This is a genomic window from Chryseobacterium edaphi (genome assembly GCF_025628985.1).
GTDB classification, from domain to species: domain Bacteria; phylum Bacteroidota; class Bacteroidia; order Flavobacteriales; family Weeksellaceae; genus Chryseobacterium; species Chryseobacterium edaphi.
The window spans coordinates 519,266-545,930 of sequence record NZ_JAOTEM010000002.1 but is presented as its reverse complement, the minus strand read 5'-3'; the positions used below and the strand labels follow the sequence as shown (position 1 = coordinate 545,930).

Genomic DNA, 26,665 nt, shown 5'->3' with positions numbered 1-26,665 from the left:
AACTGAAAACCAACAACTACCAACTAAAAGATATGATTAAAAACGACCTATATTTAAAAGCACTTCGTGGCGAAACCGTAGAAAGACCACCGGTTTGGATGATGAGACAGGCGGGAAGATATTTACCTGAATTCATCGCGTTGCGTGACAAATACGACTTTTTCACAAGATGTCAGACTCCTGAATTAGCTTCTGAAATTACTGTTCAGCCGATCAGAAGATATCCTTTGGATGCTGCGATTTTATTTTCAGACATTTTGGTCGTTCCTCAGGCGATGGGAATTGACTTTAAAATGAAAGAAAATGTAGGTCCGTGGCTGGATAATCCGATCAGAACGATGGAAGACGTACAAAATGTGGTTGTTCCTGATGTTAATGATACTTTAGGCTACGTTTTTGATGCAATAGAACTGACTTTAATTAAATTAGACAACGAAATTCCTTTGATTGGTTTTGCGGGCTCACCTTGGACGCTTCTTTGTTACTGCGTAGAAGGAAAAGGAAGTAAAGCGTTTGATGTTGCAAAATCTTTCTGTTTCCAGCAGCCGGAAGCTGCGCATTTATTGCTTCAGAAAATCACAGATACGACAATTGCCTACTTAAAAAGAAAAGTTGAAAAAGGTGTTTCTGCGGTTCAGGTTTTCGATTCTTGGGGCGGAATGCTTTCTCCACAGGATTATCAGGAATTTTCCTGGCAATACATCAGTCAGATTGTTGAAGCTTTAGCTCCGTTGACTCATGTTATTGTTTTCGGTAAAGGATGCTGGTTTGCATTGGAAGATATGACGATGTCGCCGGTTTCTGCTTTGGGTGTTGACTGGACGATTAAACCGGAATTGGCAAGAACATTGACGAATCATACAATGACTTTGCAGGGAAATTTTGATCCTGCAAGATTGCATTCAACTCCTGAAACCATTAAGAAAATGGTGAACGAAATGATCAATCGTTTCGGTAAAGACCGATATATTGCGAATCTTGGTCATGGAATTTTACCGAATATTCCTTTGGAAAATGCGGAAGCGTTTATCAGAGCGGTGGTAGATTGGAAGCCGAATAATTAATATGTATTCCAATATTGATTTAAGTGATTTCTTTAAAAATTTAGCCTTTAAATATTTTGAAACTTATTCATTGCAGCGTGGAACTGCCTATGAAAAAATATTTAAGGATAAAGAAATTCGTTTTAATCATTTATTAAAAAAATCTACAAAGGAAATTTTAACTATTGTTGATAGTAAAGAATTAGATTTTTTGGATTCTCAACTAAACAGAGTACAGTTTTTAATTAATAAAAATAAAGAAAAACACTATTCTGCTGAAAGAATTAAAAAAAGCAATTCAACAGCTGAAATAATAGAATTACATAAAATATTAAGCATTAAAACTCAAAAAACTCCATCTTGGATGTGCACTCCCATTTATCGTGACGCAATTGTTTTTTATAACGATAAAAGTGAGGTGGTTGATATTTTAAATATTTGTTTTTCTTGTGAATTTATGCAAAATTTAAATCAAGAATTCATTGATGCTGATGAAAGTGTTTACGAAAGCTTGAAAATTCTCTTAATGAAATTTGGACACAAGATAAATTCCGATAAATAACAAAATCCCTTTCAACAAAATTGAAAGGGATTTTTTATTTAAATTAAATTTTCTAAAAATTAAGCCAACATTCTCTGTGCTTTTTTCACACCTTCCACCAACAAATCAATTTCCTGAAAAGTATTATAGACCGCGAAACTGGCTCTTACGGTTCCTGCAATATCAAAGAAATCCATAATTGGTTGGGTACAGTGATGTCCGGTTCTTACGGCAACACCCATTTTATCGAGAATCATTCCGACATCTGAGGAAATTCCCATTCCAATCAGATTAAAAGAAACAACTCCGGTTCTGTTGGCTTTTTCACCATACACTTTTAAACCTTCAATTTCCAAAAGATGTTTTTGAGCATATTCAAGCAATGCGTTTTCGTGTTGTTGAATATTTTCGTGACCTACTTTATTAATGAAATCGATCGCTGCACCTAAAGCAATATTTCCACCTACATTTGGAGTTCCTGCTTCATATTTAAAAGGTAAACCTGCGTAAGTAGTCTGATCAAATGAGCAAACCGCAATCATTTCTCCTCCTCCGTGAAATGGTGGCAAATCTTCTAAAATCGCTTGCTTTCCGTATAAAACACCAGTTCCCATCGGAGCGTACATCTTATGACCAGAAAACACAAAGAAATCACAATCTAAAGCCTGAACATCAATTTTGAAATGCGGTGCAGACTGAGCACCATCAATAACGATATAAGCATCAGAATTGGCCCTTGTCTTTGCAATGATTTCTTCAATCGGATTAACGATTCCCAAAGCATTGGAAACCTGATTTACAGAAACTATTTTTGTTTTCTCACTTAAAAATTCATCTAAATAATCTAGTTGAAGAATTCCTTCCTGATCGATTGGGATTACACGAAGTTTTGCTCCGGTTCTTTCACACAACAATTGCCACGGAACGATATTCGAGTGATGCTCCAGGTAAGAAATGATAATCTCGTCGTCTTTATTAAGCTTTTGAGTTAAAATATAGGCGATCAGGTTGATTCCTTCGGTAGTTCCTTTGGTGAAAATGACCTCAAAATCATGTTCAGCATTAATGAACTTCTGAATTTTTCTTCTGGAAAGTTCCATTTCCTCAGTTGCCAGCTGGCTCAATGTATGAATACCTCTATGGACGTTAGCGTTAAGCTCTGTATAGTATTGATTCCAAACTTCAAGAACTGAATTTGGTTTCTGCGATGTTGCTGCATTATCTAGGTACACCAATGGTTTACCGTTCACCTGCTGGTTTAATATAGAAAACTGACTTCTTATTTCCTGAATGTCAAACATTTATTATATTTTTATTATTAAACGTTCTAATTTAGAACAGGTCAAATTTACGACTTTTATTCAGAAGTCTGCCGGATTAATAGAGTGATAGATTTCATCTAAAAGCAAAAAAACCTGCCAAAATAAATTGACAGGTTTTGTATTGTGATTAAGAAATTTCTTATTCAGCTGCTGCTTCTTCAGTTGCAGGAGTAGCTCCTTCACCTTCAGTTGCAACTTCTTCTTCATCGTCATCATCTGCCATTGCACCACCTTTAGCTGCATTTCTAGACATCTTAACAGCTACTACAACTGCATTGTCTGGATGAACGAAAGAATAACCTTCAGCTTTGATACTTCCTACATAAAGTTTGTTACCAATCTTCAATGAAGTAATATCAACAACGATCTCGTCTGGCAAGTTTGCAGGAATAGCTTTTACTTTCAATTTTCTGAAAGACTGACGTAAAACTCCACCAGCTACAACACCTTTTGAACGACCAGTGATTCTTACAGGAACTTCCATGATAACCGGCTTGTCGTCAGATAATCTGTAGAAGTCTGCGTGAATAATCTTGTCTGTAATCGGGTGGAACTGAATATCCTGAAGAACTGCAGGAATTACCTGTCCGTCAACTTCAATAGATACCGTGTGTGCTTCAGGAGTATACACTAAACCTTTGAATGCTTTCTCTAATGCAGAGAAGTTCAATGGCTCGCCACCTCCGTAAACAACACAAGGAACTAATTCAGCATCACGTAAAGCTTTTGTCGACTTTTTGCCCACGCTTTCTCTTTTTGTACCTTGAATTGTAATAGATTTCATTTATAAAAATTTAAAAAATTGTTTTGATTTTAATTTGCAAACAGCTAATTATCAATTAAATAACAAACTTACTGCTAATCGATTGATGCTCGTGCACCATCTTCATAACATCAGCAAATAATGGGGCGCAAGATAGCACTTTTATTTTAGATGACAAATTAGTTTTGACAGGAATTGAGTCAGTTACAATAACTTCCAGTAATTGTGAGTTCTCAATATTCTCATAAGCCTTACCTGAAAGCACTCCGTGAGTTGCCATTGCTCTTACAGATTTTGCTCCTTTTTCCATCAAAATACCTGCAGCTTTACAAAGCGTTCCAGCAGTATCGATCATATCATCGATAAGGATAACGTTTTTACCTTCCACATCTCCGATAAGGAACATTTCTTCAATTACGTTTGCTTTTTTTCTTTCTTTGTAAGCGATTACAACATCTGCACCTAAGTGACCTGCATAGTTTTTCGCTCTTTTTGCACCACCCATATCCGGAGAAGCAATCGTAAGATTGTCCAGCTTCATATCTCGGATGTAATCTACAAATATCGTAGAAGCATACAGATGATCAACAGGAATTTCAAAGAATCCTTGAATCTGGTCTGCATGCAGATCCATCGTCATGATTCTTGTTGCTCCGGCAGCAGTTAAAAGATTGGCCACCAATTTTGCTCCGATAGGTGCTCTTGGCTTATCTTTTCTGTCTTGTCTTGCCAATCCGAAATATGGAAGCACCACGGTAATACTTTTCGCAGAAGCTCTTTTCGAAGCATCAATCATTAGAAGCAGTTCTAAAAGATTGTCAGCTGGTGGAAATGTAGAAGCAATTAGGAAAACACGTCCTCCTCTTACAGATTCATCTAGCACAGGCTCAAATTCGCCATCGCTGAACTCCTGAATAATGATTTTCCCCAATTCTTTCCCATAGTGATGGGCAATTTTTTCTGCTAGCTCCTTACTAGTTCTTGTCGAAAATAGATAACTTTGTTGCTCGGCCATTTTTACTTTTTAAAAGATTTTGCAAATTTAAAAAAAAACCACAAGAATAAGTCTTGTGGTTTCCTTTTTTTATTTTCTTCCTTTTTATGGGAATGTAACTCCTGAATATTTATTTACATCAACCTGTGGTAATGTAGATTTGTATTTCATATTAATTGCCTTGATAAATTCATTGGCAACAATAGCATAACCTCTACCTGTAAGGTGAACTCCGTCTAATGAGAATGTACCACCAGTTACAAACTTAGCCGTATACTTCACTCCGTCAAATGAAATTCCTGATTGACCGTTTAGTTCAACCATTTTTTTATTTGCATCCACAAAAGCCAATCCGTAAGTATCTGCTAATGTTTTAATCGAGGTATTGTAAGCATCAACTGCAGTTTTTACTGTCGCAGCTTCTGTTTTAGTCAGTACATGCTGATTCTGTAAAGGATATGAAATTCCGTATACATTGATTGAAGCCGGAGCTCCCGGAGCCGTAGTTCCGATAACGCCTCTTGTTGTAAGAAGGATATAATCTTCAGCTGTTGTTTGTCTTGCCTGTCCATAGATCTGACCGAAAGCCGTAGCCGTAGCAAGTCCTAAAGATGGCGTTAATGCAGCAGTTAGTTGCGCACTAAGATCAGTTAGAGAGGCATCTTTAATCAAAACAGGGTTTGAAGTACTAGCCGAAAGTAAATTAATTCTGGTTCCTGCTCCAAAAGCCGTTAAAGCTTGTTTAAGCGGTCCGTATAAACTTGTATTTAAAGTTGTAATATTTGTTCCTAAAGCTGCCGGTGTAAGCGGATTGTAAGGCACAGTTGTAAAATAAGGAATAGAAGTAACATAAGGAATATTTGCAATAACTCCTTTTGTAGTTCCACCAGCTTTCAACTTATCAAGACCAGCTTTGATTGCCGCTGCAACCACATTTGGGTCAGAGATATCATTAGATCCGTAAGTCGCAGGATTTATATTTCCAGTTTGGTTTACACCTACTCCACCGCTTGTCGCATAACTCAAAACATCGTTATTACCAATCCAATAAGAAAAGAACGTCGGTTTTTTTAGTACAGCATCATCAACAACACTTGAGGTCGTGCTTGTAGAAAATCTTACATAATAAGGATTTGCAGTTCCCGTTAAAACTCCTGCAATATTTCCGTAACCTGGTGCCACCAAATGAAATGATTTTGCTCCCGGAACACCAAAGTTATTCAAAGCTCCTGTTATTTTATTGGCGATATTAGTCGTTGGTGCTCCTGCAACATTTGTGATGTTTGGTGAACCATTTACAAAAGACTGAATATACAATTTTGTAGCCTGAATTGGAGTTGTACCCAATAACAATCCCCCTCTGTTATCGGCCATTAAGGGCTGTACGAAATTTCCTCCTCCGGCTAATTTCATTTGTCCAGCAATAATATTCGGGTAAGATTCGTTTTGTCCGTCTATATATAATGCATTATCTCTATATCCTGAAGTCAGTGAATTTCCTAAAGAAACATAGTTAGAAAAATCTGCTTCACCTTTAGTGACAGCAATGTCTTGTACGTCTGTATCAAAATCTGTTTCGCAGCTTGTCGTAAAAAACAATGCAGAAACAGCAAGTGTAGATATTATTATTTTTTTCATATTCTTTTAATTAAAAAGCGTTATAGGATAAACCTAGTCCAACATAGAATGCCTGTGCTTTTGCCTGACCATAGAAACCTAAATATTTATTATTCACATCTCTGCTTTGTGGCATTACATATCCTCCTGCAACGTCAACTCCGAATTGCTTGAATTTAAATCCTAAACCTCCGGTAACTACAAAAGAATCAAAAGAAGGTGTCTCAGGAATGAAATTTTCGTCAGTATATGGAGACTCATCATAGTAAGCTCCCAAACGTCCGAAAATCATATTACTAAACATATATTGAGTTCCTAATCTGAATGTTTTAGAATTTCTAAAGTTTTTTGGAGCAACAAGAATAGTAGGATCTGCCTGATTTCCGATCGGAGCATTGGCAAAATCTAAAGTCAATCTGCTGTATCTTTCCCAACCGTGATAATTAAAATCTGCTGAAATCAACCATTTCGGTGTAACCTTGTACGTCATACCAATCGTATATTCTTCAACTAATGGCAGAGTTGCAGTAAAACCGTCTTGTCCGGCACTGTTTAATCCCAACAATCCGTTAACAGTACTCTGTGCAGGAACCGTAAATGTAGCAGTTCCTTTTTTAGCTTTCATATCAACCGGTGAACGATAAGCGATACTCATATCAAATTTAGGATCTGGTCTGAAGTAAAAACCAAAACCATAACCGTGACCGCTTGCTTTTTCGTCATTAATATTTACAGTACCGCCAAACTGAGTAACTGCTTTATCCCAGTTTACCTGTCCTTTAGCATAAATATAACTAGCCCCGAAAGACAACCAATCAGCCATTTTCACAGAAACCATCGGTTGGAAATAGAAACTTTTTAATTCAAGTTTTTGCACCATTTCTCTACCTTCCCAATCATAAGGATACTGAATTGTACTTCCGAAAGGAGTTGTAAAACTGAAACCGATCGATAATTTATCGATTGGCTTGTACGCAATCGCAGCATAAATTGGTGTACCGATAGGATTATCTGTTTCTGTACTCTGCAAAGTATTTAAATTTTGAAAAGTAACTTTATTACTCGCTCCAAAACCTCCTGCAACAATACTTAATTTAGAAGGTATGAATGACATACCTGCAGGATTAAAGAATGCAACACTCGCATCTTCAGCATGAGCACTGGTATGCGCCATCGCCAATTGTTTTACCCCCTGCAAAGAAACTCTGAAGCCTCCCGCATAAGATAGAACCCCAGCCAACAAAGCAGTTGATACTAATATTTTTTTCATAAACATTTATTATATAATCCAAATATAAAATTATTTTGATTACGACTGTTAATAAATCTTAATATTTTAAACATAACTATAAAAGAAAATTATGTTTAAAATAACACTTTAAATAATTCAATCACTAAAGAGCTATTAATAAACACTTTATCGAACAAATAATCTATTTGAAAAATTATCGTTTAAGATTAAACATTTAACAAATCAAAGATTTATTATTTTTGGAATTGTGTAAAGATAAAAATCAATAAATTTGCAAGATTAAATAAATTATAATATATGAGTTGTGGATGCAAAACATCCGGCGATTCTGCACATTCTTGCGGAACGAAATCCGCGAATGGCTGTGAAAGTGTAAATACCTGTGGTAATAGTTATAAATTAAGTGTTTTCGATTGGTTATCTAACGTACAAAACCCTGCATCTAACCGATGTGATTTTGTGGAAGTTAGGTTTAAAAATGATAGAAAATCGTTTTATAAAAATGTAAACAATATTCCTTTACATATAGGTAGCGTAGTAACAGTAGAATCTAGCCCCGGACACGATGTAGGAGTGGTAAGTCTCTCAGGAGAATTGGTAAAAATTCAGATGAAAAAGAAAAGATTTTCAACTGAAGACCCACTTAAAATATACAGACTGGCTAACCAAAAAGACATCGAAGTCTGGCAGGAAGCAAGAAAAAAAGAAGAAACCGTAAAGGTTGATGCCCGAAAAATATCTCACAGATTAGGTCTTGAAATGAAGATCACTGATGTAGAATATCAAGGCGACGGATCAAAAGTCACTTTCTATTATACGGCAGACAACCGTGTTGATTTTAGAATGCTGATTAAAGAGTTCGCAGGAACTTTCAGAACCAAAATTGATATGAAACAGATCGGTTTCAGACAGGAAGCTGCAAAAATTGGTGGAATTGGTTCTTGTGGAAGAGAATTGTGCTGTTCTACATGGTTGACAGATTTCAGATCGGTAAATACCAATGTAGCAAGATATCAGCAATTAAGCATCAATCCTCAAAAATTGGCAGGACAGTGCGGAAAACTGAAATGTTGTTTAAATTATGAATTAGACAGTTATCTGGATGCATTGAGTCATTTTCCATCGTCTTCAACAATGTTGGATACTGAAAAAGGAAGAGCTTTTTGTATTAAAATCGACGTTTTCAAGAAGAAAATGTGGTTTGCTTATGTTGACAGTTCAATGGCTTGGTATGATTTCGATATCGATTTAGTTAAAAAATTGATTGCTCAAAACAAAAAAGGTGAAAGAATACTTCCGCTTGAAGAGTTGAAAGTTCCGGATATTGCTTTGCCAAGTGTAGATCTTATTCAGGAAAACAGCGTCGACCGATTTGAGAAGAAAAACAGAGGAGGTTTCAATAAAAACAGAAATCAGAATCAAGGTCAAAACCCAAATCAGAACAGACCGAATAACAATCAGGGATCAAGAAAAGACCGTCCGGAAAGGAATGACAGAAATGACAGACCTCAAAAAAACGAGCGACCTGCAACTGAAAGACCAGCAAATTCTGACAGAGCTGAAAGACCAAGAAATACGAATCCTAACGCAAAACCTAATCCGAACCAGAACCCAAATCAAAGACAGCAAAAGCCTCAACAGCCGCAGCAGCCAAAGGTTCAGTTAGAAAAAGAAGAGGCCAATGTAAATGCTGAGCAGAAACCACAACAACCTCCAAAAAAGAAGTTTAAAAAGAAATTTCCGCCCAAAAAAGATGACAATGCATAGAGTTTTAGGGATATTATCGCTTATTATTCTGATAGGATGCGGCACTTCAAATGAAGATGTTATCATGAATCCTATCAACAATAAATGGGGGAAGAAAGCTGAACAAAAATTTAAATTAGAAATTTCAGATCCGCAAAATCCTAAAAATATTATATTTGTTGTAAGGAATAATAATGAATATCCTTATAGCAATATTAGATTTATAGTTAATTTTAAAAACCTAAAAAGCAAAATCGCTCAGGTTGACACTTTAAATTATATCTTGGCAAAACCAAACGGCGAATGGCTGGGAACAGGATTTGGAGAAACGAAAGAAACTTTATTTCAGTACAAAACAAATTATAAATTTCCGGAAAAGGGAACTTATGAAGTAGGCGTGATGCAGGCAATGCGAAATGACAACCTTCCGGGAATTGAAGATTTAGGTATAAAAGTAGAAACGGCTAAACCGTAATTACACATGGAAGACAACAGACAAAATACAGGAAACAAAGGAAAAACATTCCCGCTTCCTCCTAAAAAGAACAGCAGAAATACTACATGGAAAAAATGGGTCAAATTTATTTGGATCGGCTTTTTCGCAGTAGTTTTAGGGATTTCAGGAATTTTCTTTGCCGTATCACAAGGTTTTCTTGGAGATATGCCCGATGTGAAAGAACTTGAAAATCCTGATATTTATGTAGCATCAGAAATTATCTCTTCTGATGGCGTGCTTTTAGGTAAATTTGAAAAAGAAAAAACACAACCAATTGCTTATCAAGACCTTCCTCCTTATATTATTTATGCCTTACAGGCTAAAGAAGATGAGCGTTTCAAGGAACATTCAGGTATTGATTTACAGTCTGTTGTAAGAGCTGTTGTTTTTCGAGGCGGACGTGGTGGTGGATCTACAATCACTCAACAGCTTGCCAAATTATTATTTACCGGAAAAAGATCCGACAATAAAATTAAAGCGGTTATACAGAAGCTTAAAGAATGGGTCGTAGCGGTTAGTCTTGAAAAAAGATATACAAAAGAAGAAATTATCACTCAGTACTTCAATAAATTTGACTTCTTATACAACGCCAACGGTGTTGAAATGGCAGCTAAAATTTATTTTAATAAAACAACTAAAGAACTTACTCTGCCGGAAGCTGCGATGTTTGTAGCAATGTTGGAAAACCCTGTCAAAAATAACCCGATGAGGAATATTGAAAGGGCAAAAACCAGAAGAGATGTAGTTTTGGATCAAATGTTAAAAACAGGATATATTGATCAGGCAACCTTTGATAAAGCGGTATCTACACCAATTGCTTTAGATTATCACCCTATCAAAAACATTAATGACAATCATTCTGCTTACTATAAGTTTTATTTAAAGAAAGAGATTGACAAATATCTTGAGGATTACGAGAAAGAAAAAGGCAAAGAATTAAACCTTTATAAAGACGGATTAAAAATCTATGTAACTCTTGATTCTAAAATGCAAAAATATGCTGAAGAATCCATTAAAGAACATTTAACAGATCTTCAGAAAAGATTCGATGCAGAGCAGAGAGGAAGAAAAAACAGACCTTTTTATTTCTTAAACGATCAACAGGCAAACAGCGTGATGATGCAGGCTGTAAAAAGAACCGGACGTTATAAACAACTTAGCGCAGCCGGAGTTTCTGAGGATTCTATTATGATGGAATTCCGTAAACCAATCAAAACTTCACGTTTTACCTGGGCTGGAGAAGAAGAAGTAGAAATGTCACCATGGGATTCTATCAGATATCACAAACAGATCGCACAGGCGGGATTGATGTCTGTCGTTCCGGGAACCGGCGAAATCAAAGCTTGGGTCGGAGGAATCGACTGGCAACATTTCCAATATGATCACATCAAACAGGGAAAAAGACAGGTAGGATCTACATTTAAGCCTTTTGTATACGCTACTGCTATTATGAAATTAGGCTTAACACCGTGTTCTACTATCTCTAATGCAAGCTTTAACAAAGGAACTTATCATGTTCCGGGAAGAGGCGGAATGCTTACACTTAGAGATGCTTTAGCTCATTCTCAAAACCCTGTAGCATTAAGACTTGCTGAGATGACGGGAACACAAAGTGTAATACAAACGGCAAGAGATTTGGGTGTAACCGAAGAAATTTCTACCAGTTTACCAATGGCTTTAGGTTCTTCAGATATTACGATTTACGAAATGGTAGGAGCATACAGTACTTTCGCCAATTATGGAAACTATAATAAACCCGAAATGATTTGGAGAATTGAAGATGCAAACGGTAGAGTTATAAAAGAAGTAAATGCAGAACCAAAAGAAGTCATGAATCCTAATTACGCTTACACCATGATCGAATTGATGAAAGGTGTCGCACAATTTGGTACAGCTTCTGGTGAGCTTGGAAGAAAAGGAATATCTAAAGACGTAGAAATTGCAGGTAAAACCGGTACAACACAGAATAACTCCGATGGTTGGTTTATGGGAATCACTCCAAAATTAGCGACAGGAGCTTGGGTTGGATGGGAAGACAGAGCAACTCACTTCTACGGAACTGGAGAAGGACAGGGTGCTAAAATGGCATTACCAATCTGGGCAATCTACATGAAAAAAGTGTGGGCAGATAAATCTCTTAACATTTCTATGGAAGACAAGTTTGTAAAACCTGGTGACTGGAAAGACGGCTGCACAAATCTTCAAGGTCTTGGCGGAGGTTATGGCGATGATGGCGGTCTACAAACTATCGATCAGATCAAAAATCCAAAACCGGCAGATCCTACACCGAAAAACAATTCAGGTAAAAAAGATGAAAATGCCAACGACAATCTGAATACCGGAGAAGATATTGATTTTAATAAATAAATTTTTTAATAATTATCATAAGACCTTTCAATCATTGGAAGGTCTTTTTTTGTCTTCGTTTTAATATATTTGAAGCATGAATCTTAAGAACATCAAACAGACTTTCATTGAAACTTTTCCGGGAGATTTTTCTAAAAATCCCATTCAGAGAAACACACCGAAAGTTTTGTTCTCAACTATTGATCCTGTAGGATTTGATCAACCCGAGTTGATAATTTTTAACGAAAAACTTTCCGAAGAGATCGGTTTAGGGAAATTTGAAAATAATGATCTTGATTTTCTTGTGGGAAACAGTTTGCCAGAAAACTTAAAAACTTACGCAACAGCTTACGCCGGTCATCAATTCGGAAACTGGGCAGAACAATTAGGTGACGGAAGAGCTATTATTGCAGGAGAAATCATTAATGAATTGGGGGAGAAAAATGAATTACAATGGAAAGGTGCAGGAGCAACACCGTATTCCAGACATGCAGATGGACGTGCTGTTTTAAGATCATCAGTTAGAGAATATCTAATGAGTGAAGCAATGCATCATCTGGGAATTCCTACAACGAGAGCTTTAAGTTTAAGCTTTACCGGAGAAAATGTAGTACGCGACATGATGTATAGCGGAAATCCACAGGAAGAAAAAGGAGCAGTCGTTGTAAGAACAGCAGAAAGTTTTTTACGTTTCGGACATTTTGAACTGATGTCTGCGCAAAAAGAAATTGACACATTACAAAAGCTTACAGACTTTACTATTAAAAATTATTTCCCTGAAATTACTTCCGAAGGAGAACAAAAATATAAAGACTTTTTTCAGTCAGTTTGCACAAAAACAGCAGATTTAATGGTGGACTGGTTCAGAGTTGGTTTTGTACACGGAGTGATGAATACTGATAATATGTCAATTTTAGGATTGACAATTGACTACGGCCCATTTTCTATGATGGATGAATATGATTTAAATTTCACTCCAAACACAACTGATCTTCCCGGAAGAAGATATGCTTTTGGTAAACAAGGTCAAATTTCCCAATGGAATTTGTGGCAGCTTGCCAACGCGCTGTTTGCTTTAATTAAAGATGAAAAATTTCTGGAAGACACTTTAAATTCTTACGGAACGTATTTTTGGGAAGCGCATGACAAAATGCTTTGCAGAAAATTTGGATTTAATGAACTAAAAGATACTGATGAAGAATTTTTCAGTAATTGGCAAGGCTTAATGCAGGAACTACAATTAGACTATACTTTATTTTTTAATTTATTAGAAAAAATTAATGATATTTCTAATGCAAAAACAGAGTTTCAAAAAATTTCTTATACATTTTTAGATGAGGTTAAATTAAAAAAACTTGAGAATTTTCTTCAGATATATAAGGATCGATTAGAAAAAAATACAATTTCTAAAAACGAATCTTTAGATTTAATGAAAAAGACAAACCCTAAATTTCTTCTAAGAAATTATCTTCTTTTTGAATGTATTGAAGAAATCAACAAAGGAAAAACTGAAATGCTTGAAAAATTAACTAAAGCATTAGAAAATCCTTATGAAGAGATTTTTCCGGAATTTTCGGCAAAAAGACCTACAAATTATGATGATATAAGTGGGTGCTCGATGCTTTCTTGCAGTTCGTAAAATAATAGAAAATAAAGGAATTAAATTCAAACTCACCCTCATCGGTGAGTTTTTTATTTTATTTTTGCAAAAATTTAAATCTGTGTCTATTAAATCAAAATTTATTAATTTTTTCAAGATTCTTTTTCCTGCGTCATTTGCAGAGTTAGGAATTCTCGTCTTTTTTCTTACGGTTTACGGAATTTTAGGATCTTATATCGCTCTCAATTACAGAATTATTTTTGACAGCAGAATTCCTTGGGATGCATATTTCAGTTTTGATAACAAAGCCATTGTAATGACGGGAGGAAGCTTTGAAAGACATCCACTTTCCTACTATTTTTTTAATTGGATTCGTGAAGCCGTCTTGTTTTTCACCAATGGAAAAATGGATGTGAATTTCAGATTGATTTTATCTTGGTTAAGCAATTTCATTATTAGTTTAAGCCTGGTTCAGGTTTATAAATATTTAAAAAACATTATCAGGCTTCCGTTACTTTTAAACCTTCTGATTGTTTTCTTTTTCAGTTTATTTTCAACAAATATTCTTCTTTCATTCACACCGGAAACATATACCTACACTTTGTTTTTATTGGTTTTATTCAATTATTACACAGCGATAAAATTTCAAAAAGATGGTAAAATAGCAGGTTCTGCATTGGTACTTGCCGGGATAACTGTTGGCGGATTGACTGTAACAAATATTGTGAAAATTTTCATTCCGGTTGCTTTCGAAAAAAATCTATTTAAAAGTTGGAAAAAATTTGGAAATGCCGTTTTCAGAGTGATCCTTTCGGTTGGGGTTTTTGTTCTATTATATCTGAACCGAATCGATTTTAAATACCAAAACATTCTCTCAAAATCGGGTGAACAGTATGAAAAGTTCTCAAATGTAAAGTCAACTCCAATTTGGGATATGGTTTATTCTTACTTTTTTGGAGGAAACATTCTTTTTCCGAGCTTTTTCATCCGAGAAAAACACAATATGAAGGGTTTTTATTTTAAAGCCATCTTCATGGAAACCTACTCTACCGCTTTTGCATATATTTTTATCGGAGTGATTTTAGGAATTGTTTTGTGGAGTTATTTTAAGAATTTCAAAAACAAATTGGTTCAGATTCTTATGCTTTCGTTTTTGGTAGATATTGCCATTCACTGCGTCTTCAGATTTGGATTACATACATCTTACATCTACGGTGGGCATTACGTTTTTATATATCCATTACTTTTAGGTTGGCTATTTTTCGCTTACAGCAATTCACCGAAAATAATATCTTTTCTTACTTCGATAACAGGTATTATGACAGTTTATTTATTGCTCAACAATTACCACAGAATGATCGATTTTTTTGAATTTTTAAATCTTTATTACAGATAAAAAAAAGGCTGAGAAAAAAATTCTCAGCCCTTTTTTTATCTTATTTTTCTTAAAATCTATTTTGCCTCTGCACAGAAAATTCTGTATTGCACAGCGATGGCAGATTTGAAATATTCTCTCACTTTAGAAAGGTCAGATGCAGCACTTTGTTTTGTAAAATAACTTCCCGCCAAAATCTTGTAATTTGGTCTCAAAGAAGCGTCTGTCTCTACTTTCAGATTAGGAAATCTCTTTCTGAAATAAGCCTTGATTTCATTAGCTTCATCATTACTTTTCACTGTTGTGATCTGAATTTTATACCCTAAAATTCTCGGGTTTTTTCTACAAACTTCAGCATTGGTAAGTTCTCTGTTGGGTACAAAAATTTTTGTCGGTCTTGTCGGCGCATCATCATTATCGATGGAACTACTTACCGCTACTCTCGCACATTTTTCTTCCAGACTTGTCATTGCATCGTTCACACGGGAATCCATTGTCATTACCAATTCTGTTCCGGACAATGTATCCCTCTTTACAACCTGTTGGGCTTCAACGGTATAAAAACCAAAGAAAGAAAGGATCGAAAATATTTTAATGAAATTTCTCATTTAAACTTGTTTCTGCAAATTTAGAATAATTTAAAAATACAGCAACCATAGTTATTTAGAATAATTACAAATTAAACGTTAATGACATTTTCCCCTTTGCATATACCGTTAAATTCCTGTTAAAAATATTATTTTTGCGGGATTGATTACAGTTTCAATATTTACTAACATAAGATAATTTAAATGATTAGTTGGAGAAAGCATTATAAAAAAGGGCTGATTGCGATAGGTTTATTGCTATCAACAAGTGCTTCAATTTACGGGCAAGACGGCGATCCTAAAAATGGCGAGAAACTTTTTAAGGCAAATTGTACAGCATGTCACGCTTTAGACAAACAAGTTGTAGGACCGGCATTGAAAGGTGTGGTAGAAAGACTTAAGTCTGAGCAGGGACTGGATACAGCTTGGCTTCACAAGTGGATTAAAAACAACAAGGAACTAAGAGCTTCTGGTGACAAATACGCCAATGAAGTATTTGAAAAATTCAACAAGACTGAAATGCAGCTCTTTCCTAATCTTGCAGATAAGGATATTGACGATATTTTAGCTTTTACATCTAATCCTCCGGCTCCAGAACCGGAAAAAACTGCAGAAGCAGCACCCGGTACAGAAACGACAGCCGCACCTGCAAACAACACAACTTCAAGTATTGTAATCATCTCACTTTTGGCAATTGCCGGTTTATTGGTTTGGATCTTAATCAAACTAAGACAGCTTGTAAAAATGGGTCAATCTGAGGATTTGGCTGGGCTTAACGAAAGCAGAGTAAAATCTTTCAGTGAAATCTATGAGAAATACCACTATATCGGTAAAGGTCTTTTGGCCGTTTTGGCTATATTAGCGACTTATGGTGTTTGGAACTGGGTGATGTGGATCGGTGTTTACAAAGGGTACAAGCCTGAACAACCTATCTATTTCTCTCACAAAATTCACGCTGGCGAAAACAAAATCGACTGTCAATTGTGTCACTCAAGTGCTAAGTACGGTAAGGTTTCTGAAATCCCTTCTATGAACGTTTGTATGAACTGTCACAGAACAATTTCTGAATATAACGGTAAATATATTGAGCCAGGAAAAGACAAAGCATTCTATGACGGCGAAATCAAAAAGATTTATGAGCATACTGGTTGGGATTCTGAAAAACAACAGTACACAGGTAAAACATCTCCCGTAGAATGGACAAGAATTCACAACATGCCGGATTTCGTTTACTTCAACCACTCACAACACGTTGTAGCAGGTGAACAGGCGATCATCAATTCTTTCAATAAAAAGAATCCTGACAACAAAATTGATGTTGTATGTAAGGCATGTCACGGAAAAATTGATACAATGAATGTGGTACAAATGGCAAACGACTTCACCATGGGATGGTGTATCGAATGTCACAGAACAACTGAAATTGATATGAACAACGGTTATAATAAAGAATACTTCAAAAATCTACACGAAAAGCTTAAAAAGCAATACCCTCAAGACGGTGGTAAGATTACTGTAGATGCAATTGGAGGTCTTGAGTGTGGTAAATGTCATTATTAATAACTAAAAAATCAGAAGTATAAATGGCTTCAAACAAAATACAATTTAGAAGTATTCACGAACTTAAAGACCCTTCCCTAAACGGTAAGCTGGCTCTTAAAGAGTTCCAAGAAGAAATTCCGGTAGAAGATTTCTTAGGTGATGCTGAAAAAAGCGACGCTAGTACAACAAGAAGAGATTTCTTGAAGTTATTAGGTTTCTCTACTGCAGCAGTTACTTTAGCAGCTTGTGAGGCACCGGTAATCAAAACAATTCCTTATGTGGTAAAGCCGCATGATATTATTCCGGGAGTTCCTAACTATTACGCTTCAACATATTTTGACGGTTTCGATTTCGCAAGCGTTTTAGTGAAAACCAGAGAAGGAAGACCAATCAAAATTGATCCGAACCCGGCAGCAGGTGATTTAGGTAAAACTAACGCAAGAGCTCAGGCAAGTGTACTTTCTCTGTATGATAACGATAAAGTAAAGCAGCCTAAGTTTGAAGGTAAAGACGAAACTTTCGATAAAGTAGATGATTATGTAATCAAAGGTTTAGAAGAAGCTAAAGCTTCAGGTAAAAGAATTGTTTTATTATCTCACTCTTTTGCTTCGCCTACATTCAAAAAATTATTTGCTGAATTTAAAGCTAAATATCCTACCGCTGAACTGGTAACTTATGATGCAATTCCTTACGCTGCTTCTTTGGATGCTGCACAGGAAGTATTCGGACAGAGAGCTTTACCTGTTTATGATCTTACAACTTCTGAGTTGGTGGTTGCTTTTCAGGCAGATTTCTTAGGAGAATACAATGCAGCAAGTTTAGAAACCTCTTACGCTGCAGCAAGAAAGCCGGGAGCAAACATGTTGAGACACATCCAAGTGGAATCAAACATGTCTTTAACTGGTGCTAATGCAGATTCAAGATACAGATTAAAGCCAAGTGCTGTAAACAAAACTTTGGTTGAAGTTTATAACGCAATTGTTGGAGGTGGCTCTTCAGATAAATTAGCTAATGAGCTGGCTAAAGAATTGGCAGCAAAAGGCAGCAAAGCTGTTGTTTTCGCTGACGGTTCTAAAGGTGCTCAGGTTTTAGCTCACTTAATCAACCAAAAATTAGGTTCAATAGCTTTCACTGGTAAAGCAAACTTCCTAAAAGAATTTGACAAAGCAAGATTCCAGGAATTTTTAGGATGGGTGAATGGTGGACAGGTTGGTGTTTTAATCACAAACAATGTTGACCCAATTTATTCTCACCACAAAGGACAGGATTTCAAAAAATCTTTGACTAAAGTTCCTTACGTTATTGCTGTTGCAGACAAGAAAAACGAAATGTATAAGGCAGCGAAAGCTGTAATTCCGGTAGCTAACTGGCTAGAATCTTGGGGCGATATTGAGCCTCAGTCTGGAGTTTATTCATTGATGCAGCCAACGATCCAGAAAATTTACAAATCAAGACAGATCGAAGAATCTCTATTGGTTTGGAAAAACGGAAAGAACAACGCAGCAAACAACTATTACGATTATTTAAAAGCGAATTCAGCTTCTGTTTTAGGTGGAACTTCATTCAACAAAGCTTTATATAACGGTATTGTAGCTTCTGCTAATGCAACTACTTTATCTTACGCTGGCGGAAACGCTGCACAGGCTGTTGCTGAATTAGGAAACTTTAAAGCATCAGATTTAGAATTAGTTTTATATACGAAGACTTCAATAGGTGACGGAACTCAGGCAAACAACCCTTGGTTGCAGGAATTACCAGATCCGTTGACAAGAATGTCTTGGGATAACTACTTGACAATTTCTCCGAAAGATGCTCAAAGATTAGAAATAGAAAACGACCTGAATGCAAGAATGCAGTTAGACGGATCTATTGTTAATCTTACTGTAAACGGAGTAACTATAGAAAACGTTCCTGTATTTATTCAGCCGGGACAGGCAGACGGATCAGTAGGTCTTGCGCTTGGTTACGGTAAAAAGGATTCAGGAGCAACTGCAGATACTGGGGTAAATGCTTATCCTTTATTTGATGGTTCTAATCTTGTAATTTCTAATGTTAAAATAGATAAAACTGGAGAAAGCCACGAATTTGCAGGTATCCAGCTTCAAAACACTCTAATGGGTCGTTATGATATTGCTAAAGAAGTTCCTTTGAAGGAATATTTAAATGTAGCATTTGATGACGAACACCACGGATGGAACAAGCCATTGGAGTATCATACGATCAGCGGTGCGTTACCAGCAGGTAAAATTGACCTTTGGGATGCATTTGATGATACAGACGGTCCTCACTTTAACTTATCTGTTGACTTGAACTCTTGTACTGGTTGTGGAGCATGTATTATTGCTTGTCAGGCAGAAAACAACGTTCCAGTTGTTGGTAAAGAAGAGATCAGAATGTCTAGAGATATGTATTGGTTGAGAATCGACCGTTACTATTCTGCAAAAGAAAAAATCGAGACTAAAGAAGGTGTTGAAAGAGGCTTAAATGTTCCTCAGTTATATGACATTTTAATTGAACCGAATGAAAGTCCAGATGTGATCTTCCAGCCGGTAATGTGTCAGCACTGTAACCACGCTCCTTGTGAAACAGTATGTCCGGTAGCGGCTACTTCTCATGGTAAGCAGGGTCAGAACCACATGGCTTACAACAGATGTATCGGTACGAGATATTGTGCAAACAACTGTCCATACAAAGTAAGACGTTTCAATTGGTTTACATATAACTTAAATGACCGTTTTGATTTTAATCAAAATAACGATTTAGGAAGAATGGTATTGAACCCGGATGTTGTTGTAAGAACAAGAGGGGTGATGGAGAAATGTTCAATGTGTATCCAACAGACTCAGGCTACCATCTTAAATGCTAAGAAGGAAAACAGAAAAGTAACGGATAATGAATTTAAAAATTCAGTAGCTTGTGCTTCGGCTTGTTCAACAGGATCACTGATGTTTGGAGACATGAATGACAAAGAATCTGAAGTAAGAGAATTGTATTCTAGCAACAGAAGATATCATTTACTTGAAGAGATAGGAACAAAACCAAACGTGTTCTATCATGCTAAAGTAAGAAACAGAGTAGAAAATTAAAGTTTAAATAATAAATAGGTATAAAATGTCAGGACATTACGAAGCTCCGATAAGGGAACCTCTGATTATTGGTCACAAAACTTATCACGATATCACAGAAGATATTGCACGACCTATCGAAGAAAGAGCAGGAAAATTATGGTGGGTATCACTATATGCAGCCTTAGTTCTATTCATCTACGGATTCGGCTGTATCGCCTACACTATCGGGACAGGTATTGGAGCATGGGGGCTTAACAGAACTATTAACTGGGGTTGGGATATTACCAACTTCGTCTGGTGGGTAGGTATCGGTCACGCCGGAACTCTTATCTCCGCAGTATTATTATTATTTAGACAACGTTGGAGAATGTCTGTAAACCGTTCTGCGGAAGCGATGACAATCTTCGCAGTTGTACAGGCAGCAATCTTCCCGGTTATCCACATGGGTAGAGTTTGGGTAGGATATTGGGTATTCCCTCTTCCTAACCAGTTTGGTTCTCTTTGGGGGAACTTTAACTCTCCTCTACTTTGGGACGTATTTGCAATCTCTACGTATTTCTCAGTATCAACTGTATTCTGGTTTATGGGATTGATTCCTGACTTTGCAATGATCAGAGACAGAGCAAAAACTCCTTGGACAAGAAAAATTTATACATTCTTAGCCTTCGGTTGGGGAGGTAAAGCAAAACACTGGCAGAGATTCGAAGAATTATCTCTGGTTCTTGCAGGTTTGGCTACTCCACTTGTATTCTCGGTACACACGACGGTATCTTTTGACTTTGCTACGTCAGTAATTAAAGGATGGCACTCTACGATCTATCCTCCTTACTTTGTTGCAGGAGCAATCTTCTCAGGATTTGCAATGGTACAAACACTATTGTTGATCGCTAGAAAAGTTTGTCACTTAGAAGATTACATCACAATGTATCATATCGAAATTATGAACATCGTAATCATCTTAACTGGTGGTATGGTAACAGTAGCTTATGCAACTGAATATTTCATAGGATGGTACTCTGGTTCAAGATATGAAGACTTTACTTATCTTTCTCCAGGTGCTGCTACAGGACCTTACTGGTGGGCTTTCTGGTCATTGATTATCTGTAACCTTGTAATTCCTGCTTCATTCTGGTTCAAGAGACTTAGAACGAATATTATCTGGACGTTCATCGTTGCACTAATCATCAACATCGGTATGTGGTTTGAGCGTTTTGACATTATCGTTATCAACCTTTCAAGAGATTACTTGCCTGGTTCTTGGACGATGTTTAAGCCAACCATTATCGACGTAGGTGTATATTTAGGTACAATCGGATTCTTCTCTGTATTATTCTTATTATACGCAAGAACATTCCCTGTAATTGCACAGGCCGAATTAAAATCGATTTTGAAAATCTCAGGTGAAACTTATAAAGCAAAAGAAGGAGATGAGCACCACTAAAATTGTATACGGACTTTATGCTGATGACGACGATCTAATGAACGGAGTTAAAGCATTCAACGATAAAGGAATCGCAATAAACGAAGTTTATACTCCATTCCCGGTTCACGGGCTAGATAAAGCTTTAGGTTTAAAGAAAACAAGAATTTCTGATGCTGCATTTATCTACGCTTTATATGGTGTGAGTATTGGCGCAACAGTTACTTGGTACGTAATGAATCATGACTGGCCTCAGAATATTGGTGGTAAACCAGCTTTTGACTGGGCTCACAATATGCCTGCATTCGTAGTTCCAATGTTTGAATTAATGGTATTCTGTGCAGCACACATGATGTCTTTAACTTTCTTGGTTAGAAACAAAATGTATCCTGGTGCTCCGGCTCAGAACCCAGACCCAAGAACTACAGATGATAAATTCATGATGGAATTTATTACTGAAGATGTAGAATCTATTAAGCAGCTGCTTGTTGACACGGGAGTTGAAGAAATAACTGTTAAAGATGCTTAAAATGAAAAAGAATGTACTAAAAATTACAGCAGTTTTAGGTTTAGCGTCAGTTTTACTTAATTCTTGCGGACCGAAAGAAAATACACCATTGGTATATTTCCCGGATATGTACTTTCCGGTAGCTTACGATCCTTTGATGAAAGCTGAAATAGCTTATTCAGATCACGAAAATGAGATTCCTGCATTTGCTAATAATAGCTATGCAACAGGTCTTGCTCCCGTAGAAGGTTCTGTAGCTCAAAATAAAGACGGTGTTTTTGAAGAAAGTAAACTTCCAAAAAATCCGGATGAATATAACGCAGGTTATGATGCTTCAAAATCATTAACTTCTTCTCCATTAAATCCAGCTAATGCTGCGAAAGATATCGAAAGAGGTAAAATGTTATTTGACCGTACTTGTTCAGCGTGCCACGGAACTGGTGGTGACGGACAAGGTCCTATCGTTCAAAGCGGCGCATACTCAGGTGTACCAAATTATGCAGACAGAGAAATCACTGTAGGTTCTGTACATTATGTATTAACAAACGGTAGAAATGCAATGGGTTCTTATGCAGGACAATTGAACGCTGGAGACAGATGGAGAGTTGCAATGTATGTGATCAACGCTTTTAAAAAAGGCGCACCAGCAGCAGCCTCAGCTACAGCAGCAGCAAAAACAGATTCTACCGCAACTAAAAAATAAGAAAAGAAATGTATAGTTTTTCACCAAAATTAAAATCAACTTCTATCATACTTCTTGTTGTAGGTTTAGTTCTATTTGGAATCGGTTATTTCCTTAATCACGGATTAACTGCAGAAAAAATAGAGCATATGATGGAGGCAGTTCATTCTTCAGGTCACGACGCACCTACTCACTCTAGTGAGATGATTGGACCTCAGGATCATGCTTCACATCTTGAACATGCTACAATGCAGGTTCACAACCAACCTTTAGCAGCAATTCATTTTGTAGCAGTATTCTTTTTCGGAGTAAGTTGTGCGGTATTGTTTTTCTACTGTATTCAGCACGCAGCTCACGCAGGATGGCCAATTATTATTACAAGAGTAATGGAAGCTATTGCTTCTTATATTCCTTACGGTGGAGCAATTTTAGTAATATTAATGTTATTAAATATCTTTCACCAAGGTCACCTATTCCACTGGATGGATCCGGATTTGACAGATCCAAATTCTGCTCATTTCGATGTGATCTTATTTGAAAAGAAAAGATTCTTAAATATTCCTTTCTATGCAATCAGAACTTTGATCTATGTAATCGGAGCATCTTTCTTCGCTTGGAAATTGAAAGCTCAATCTAAAAAAGTAGATGATACAAAATCTTTGGTTGAGTATCAGTTCCTTTACAGATGGGCAGTAGGATATATTGCATTCTTCGGGTTTGCATCTGCAGCTTGGGCATGGGATTGGTTGATGTCTATTGACCCTCACTGGTATTCTACAATGTACATCTGGTATTCAATGGTTAGTTGTCTTTCAAGTGGTATCGCTGTAATTATTTTACTTAGTGTTTATCTTAAGAAAAACGGATTCTTGCCGCAGTTCAATGACAACCACTTGCATGATTTAGGAGTTTTCCTTTTCGCTACAAGTATGCTTTGGACGTACACATGGTTTGCTCAGTTTATGTTATATTGGTATGCAAACGTACCGGAAGAGGTAAATTACTTCTTCGGAAGATTCCAACACTACGGAGTTACATTCTTACCAATGTTGATCATCAACTTCTTATTACCTTTATTGGTTTTGGTAAGTTCAAGTATCAAGAGAAATTACAAAGTGGTTACTACTATGGCAATTGTTGTAATCTTAGGTCACCTTTTAGATTACTTCAATATGGTAATGCCGGGAACAGTTGGTCCATTCTGGAATACTCCTGAAGTACTTTTATTAGTATTAGGTGCTGTATTATTTGTAGTAGGATTATTTATCTTCACAGTAATGTCTGCATTAGCTAAATTGAAACTAATTCCGACAGGAAACCCTTTCCTTCACGAATCTGAAATTTATGAGTATCCTTTCTAAGGGCTTGTAACAAAATAAAACTTTAAAAGACTGATTTATTATAAATCAGTCTTTTTTTTGTCTTTTAAGGCAACCTTTTCAAAATTAAGTTGTCTTTATAAATAGATTAGACTTTTAACTTAAATTATAAACCATGAAAAAAACTCAATTGCTCTCGCTTTTCTTTGTACTGTTACTAAACTTTTTCAATGCACAATCCACAACTTTTCTTTCTGAAAAAACAAATCAGCCTCTTCCAAAAGTTTCAGTGTTTGGAAAAGATGGGAGCATCGTTGCGTATTCCGATATCGATGGAAAAATAGAAAGAAAAACTTTGACTCCTTCCCAAGAAAAATTTCAACTGGTATATGAAAATTTATCACTCGGAACATTTTCTTATGCAGAATTAGATAAAGATGTTGTTAAATTAAACGACAGAGTAAAAGACATTGAGGCTGTTGTCATCAAAAACAATAAACCGGCAAAATACGCCTTGATAAAAGGAAACTTTAATGCTTACGTAACGGTAAATGGTAAACTAAATTGTTACGTTGACGGCATAGCTACTTATGTTTTCGATAATAAAACTAAAAAGGTAAAAAGTGCAAACATAGAGCAATATAGAATCTTCAGACTTGAAAACCCTTCTACCAACAGAAAACAGACAGGATCTTTAGATTATAATACGTTTTTAGATCTGCCACCTTTGAAAGACGTCGGAAATATCGATGAGTTTAAAAGTAGAAAAGCAACCATAAAAGAGCTTAAAGGAAATACAAAAGACGAAATAGAAATCAGCGGAAGCGCTTTACAGGAAAAAGAAATGGCAATATTTGGTTACAGACTGTATGATATAAAAGCTTTAATTAACCACTCTTATGAAAAAGGCTCAAAAAAAACTTTGAGAGATTTCCTAGAATCAAACGAGATTGGTTACGTTAAATTTAAACATAAGAGCGAACCGGATTATAATCAAATTATCTCTTACAAAAATTTTTATCCTACAGAATTAGATTTCAGTGACGACAATGATGTGGAAGGAAAAGTTAAATTAAACAAAGACATTAGCAACTACAAAACCAACTATTGGCAAGACTCTGCTTTCCCGAATATGCAGACCATTTTCAGTTCGTTCTTCAAAGAAGATTTAAAGGAAAAAGAAAACAAAAAATAAAAAATCAGTATTAATAAAGGTTTTACTAAATTTGCATCAAACCATAAACAAATGAAAAAGCTAAGTTTTCTACTTATTTTTAGTTTACTTCTTTTTACAGCTTGTAAGAAAGATCATGTTGATGCTACAAGTACCCAGACTTTGCAGACGAGCATCAATGATATGGCCTCAAGTCTTACAACTATTGAGCAGATCAAATTTAATGAAGCGTTATATATTTTAAAAACTTTTGGTGTAGAAGCCGAAGGTGACGTCAATGAACTGAAAGCTCTCGGACAGTTAATCAACGGAAAAAAAGTTCCGGAAATTTTATCATTGGCAGATCAGGTTGCACAGAAAAATGGTATTGAATGGGCAAGTACTGCTCCACCATCTTTAGGAGAAATGAATATCTTCGGTGATGAAACTGCAAAAGAAAGCGATCCCAACGATGTACGCGCAAGCTCTTTAAGCATAGCAACACAGTTAACCGGAGATGCAGGATATGGCGCAACTTCGATGCAGATCATTCCGAGATTGGTTGACAATGCAGGAAAACCAATTGCTTTTACGGGTGCAGGTTTAGAAACAACTTTAGAGGTTTTCAGTAATGGTGTAAAACTTTCAACCGCGAAAAATTTGATGCAGGATAATAATTTCAGAGGATTTAACCTTAAATTTTCTTCTTTATTAGCATCAAAAATTGTTGACAACAAAATTGACATCACAGTTTCTGTAAAAACTACAGCAAAAACTTTCAAAATGTCTAAAATTGGTTTGGATGTAAATCCTTCCGCTTTGAAAGTACCTGAAGTTCCTAAAACAGATTCTACAATGGTGGTTCAGGATCCGAATGCGGTAATTGATCCAAATAATCCTACAGGGACAACTACGGGAACTGTCACAGATCCGAATGCTACAACAACTCCGACTCAACCAAAGCAGCCAACGGCTGATCCTAAAAGTACAGTAAGCAAATTTTTAAATAACGTTAGCTCACAAAATTTAAAGGCTGCATTTGATTCTTCTAGCAATCCAAGTTGGGGAAGTTATGAGTCATTTTCAAACCCGACTTCTGGTTTTGGAGCTGTCAAAAATGTAAGTGTTAAAAACATTACGACCAATGCTACAAATCCAAATGCTGCAAGCGTAAATGCAACATACGACGTGACGGATAAGAACGGAAGGACAACTTCTCTAAAAGCGACTTTCGGACTGAAAAGTGTCAACGGTGAATGGAAAATTTCAAGCTATAAGATAAATCCATAAT

The 26,665-nt window shown here is 36.2% G+C and carries 21 protein-coding genes; 15 read left to right on the top strand and 6 right to left on the bottom strand.

Going from position 1 to position 26,665, the window contains the following annotated elements; all coding sequences use genetic code 11:
- Nucleotides 1-32: 32 nt before the first annotated feature.
- Both hemE and NZ698_RS10805 read left to right on the top strand, forming a co-directional pair.
- Entirely contained in the window at nt 33-1,064 is a 1,032-nt protein-coding gene (gene hemE / locus NZ698_RS10810) for a uroporphyrinogen decarboxylase (protein WP_263003119.1), read from the top strand.
- A gap of 1 nt (nt 1,065) precedes the next feature.
- Nucleotides 1,066-1,605, top strand: a complete 540-nt coding sequence (locus NZ698_RS10805; RefSeq protein WP_263003118.1) for a hypothetical protein — start codon at nt 1,066-1,068, stop codon at nt 1,603-1,605.
- Between the two features lie 59 nt (nt 1,606-1,664).
- Here NZ698_RS10805 and NZ698_RS10800 read toward each other — a convergent pair whose 3' ends face one another.
- From NZ698_RS10800 to NZ698_RS10780, 5 genes are all read right to left on the bottom strand, one after another.
- Nucleotides 1,665-2,885, bottom strand: a complete 1,221-nt coding sequence (locus tag NZ698_RS10800) for an aminotransferase class V-fold PLP-dependent enzyme (protein WP_263003117.1) — start codon at nt 2,883-2,885, stop codon at nt 1,665-1,667.
- 160 nt (nt 2,886-3,045) lie between these two features.
- Complete coding sequence (locus NZ698_RS10795) at nt 3,046-3,690, bottom strand: 50S ribosomal protein L25/general stress protein Ctc (RefSeq protein ID WP_263003116.1); 645 nt, start codon at nt 3,688-3,690, stop codon at nt 3,046-3,048.
- Nucleotides 3,691-3,745: 55 nt separating this feature from the next.
- A complete protein-coding gene (locus NZ698_RS10790) occupies nt 3,746-4,684 on the bottom strand; it encodes a ribose-phosphate pyrophosphokinase (protein WP_263003115.1) in 939 nt (312 codons plus the stop codon).
- A gap of 84 nt (nt 4,685-4,768) precedes the next feature.
- A complete protein-coding gene (locus tag NZ698_RS10785) occupies nt 4,769-6,301 on the bottom strand; it encodes an SGNH/GDSL hydrolase family protein (protein ID WP_263003114.1) in 1,533 nt (510 codons plus the stop codon).
- A gap of 10 nt (nt 6,302-6,311) precedes the next feature.
- Complete coding sequence (locus NZ698_RS10780) at nt 6,312-7,550, bottom strand: OmpP1/FadL family transporter (protein WP_263003113.1); 1,239 nt, start codon at nt 7,548-7,550, stop codon at nt 6,312-6,314.
- Nucleotides 7,551-7,829: 279 nt separating this feature from the next.
- Between NZ698_RS10780 and NZ698_RS10775 the strand changes: the two genes are divergently transcribed.
- The 5 genes from NZ698_RS10775 to NZ698_RS10755 all read left to right on the top strand — a co-directional run bounded on the left by NZ698_RS10775 (nt 7,830) and on the right by NZ698_RS10755 (nt 15,116).
- The gene (locus NZ698_RS10775) at nt 7,830-9,299 is read left to right on the top strand and encodes a PSP1 domain-containing protein (protein ID WP_263003112.1); all 1,470 of its coding nucleotides are present in this window, start codon (nt 7,830-7,832) and stop codon (nt 9,297-9,299) included.
- On the top strand, nt 9,292-9,753 hold the full coding sequence (locus NZ698_RS10770) for a gliding motility lipoprotein GldH (protein ID WP_263003111.1): 462 nt from the start codon (nt 9,292-9,294) through the stop codon (nt 9,751-9,753). The genes NZ698_RS10775 and NZ698_RS10770 overlap by 8 nt, the downstream gene beginning before the upstream one ends.
- Before the next feature lie 6 nt (nt 9,754-9,759).
- Nucleotides 9,760-12,141, top strand: coding sequence for a transglycosylase domain-containing protein (locus tag NZ698_RS10765; protein WP_263003110.1), 2,382 nt, complete (start codon nt 9,760-9,762; stop codon nt 12,139-12,141).
- Nucleotides 12,142-12,217: 76 nt separating this feature from the next.
- Nucleotides 12,218-13,759, top strand: coding sequence for a protein adenylyltransferase SelO (locus NZ698_RS10760; RefSeq protein ID WP_263003109.1), 1,542 nt, complete (start codon nt 12,218-12,220; stop codon nt 13,757-13,759).
- An 82-nt stretch (nt 13,760-13,841) separates the two neighbouring features.
- On the top strand, nt 13,842-15,116 hold the full coding sequence (locus NZ698_RS10755; protein ID WP_263003108.1) for a DUF6080 domain-containing protein: 1,275 nt from the start codon (nt 13,842-13,844) through the stop codon (nt 15,114-15,116).
- 56 nt (nt 15,117-15,172) lie between these two features.
- On the opposite strand, the gene NZ698_RS10750 is transcribed toward NZ698_RS10755, so the two are convergent.
- A complete protein-coding gene (locus NZ698_RS10750; RefSeq protein ID WP_263003107.1) occupies nt 15,173-15,703 on the bottom strand; it encodes an SPOR domain-containing protein in 531 nt (176 codons plus the stop codon).
- 183 nt (nt 15,704-15,886) lie between these two features.
- On the opposite strand from NZ698_RS10750, the gene NZ698_RS10745 reads away from it, so the two are divergent.
- The 8 genes from NZ698_RS10745 (at nt 15,887) to NZ698_RS10710 (ending at nt 26,664) form a co-directional block, all read left to right on the top strand.
- The gene (locus NZ698_RS10745; RefSeq protein WP_263003106.1) at nt 15,887-17,242 is read left to right on the top strand and encodes a c-type cytochrome; all 1,356 of its coding nucleotides are present in this window, start codon (nt 15,887-15,889) and stop codon (nt 17,240-17,242) included.
- Nucleotides 17,243-17,265: 23 nt separating this feature from the next.
- Complete coding sequence (locus NZ698_RS10740; protein ID WP_263003105.1) at nt 17,266-20,310, top strand: TAT-variant-translocated molybdopterin oxidoreductase; 3,045 nt, start codon at nt 17,266-17,268, stop codon at nt 20,308-20,310.
- A gap of 25 nt (nt 20,311-20,335) precedes the next feature.
- Nucleotides 20,336-21,733 (top strand): NrfD/PsrC family molybdoenzyme membrane anchor subunit, encoded by a 1,398-nt coding sequence (gene nrfD / locus NZ698_RS10735; RefSeq protein WP_263003104.1) that lies wholly within the window; start codon nt 20,336-20,338, stop codon nt 21,731-21,733.
- On the top strand, nt 21,720-22,241 hold the full coding sequence (locus tag NZ698_RS10730) for a DUF3341 domain-containing protein (protein WP_047443227.1): 522 nt from the start codon (nt 21,720-21,722) through the stop codon (nt 22,239-22,241). Before nrfD ends, NZ698_RS10730 begins: the two co-directional genes overlap by 14 nt.
- A complete protein-coding gene (locus tag NZ698_RS10725; RefSeq protein WP_263003103.1) occupies nt 22,234-22,923 on the top strand; it encodes a c-type cytochrome in 690 nt (229 codons plus the stop codon). The genes NZ698_RS10730 and NZ698_RS10725 overlap by 8 nt, the downstream gene beginning before the upstream one ends.
- Nucleotides 22,924-22,931: 8 nt before the next feature.
- On the top strand, nt 22,932-24,263 hold the full coding sequence (locus NZ698_RS10720; RefSeq protein ID WP_263003102.1) for a quinol:cytochrome C oxidoreductase: 1,332 nt from the start codon (nt 22,932-22,934) through the stop codon (nt 24,261-24,263).
- A gap of 133 nt (nt 24,264-24,396) precedes the next feature.
- On the top strand, nt 24,397-25,416 hold the full coding sequence (locus NZ698_RS10715) for a hypothetical protein (RefSeq protein ID WP_263003101.1): 1,020 nt from the start codon (nt 24,397-24,399) through the stop codon (nt 25,414-25,416).
- A gap of 51 nt (nt 25,417-25,467) precedes the next feature.
- Nucleotides 25,468-26,664 carry a hypothetical protein gene (locus NZ698_RS10710; RefSeq protein WP_263003100.1) on the top strand — a complete coding sequence of 399 codons (1,197 nt, stop codon included), beginning with the start codon at nt 25,468-25,470 and terminating at the stop codon, nt 26,662-26,664.
- Nucleotide 26,665: the final 1 nt, after the last annotated feature.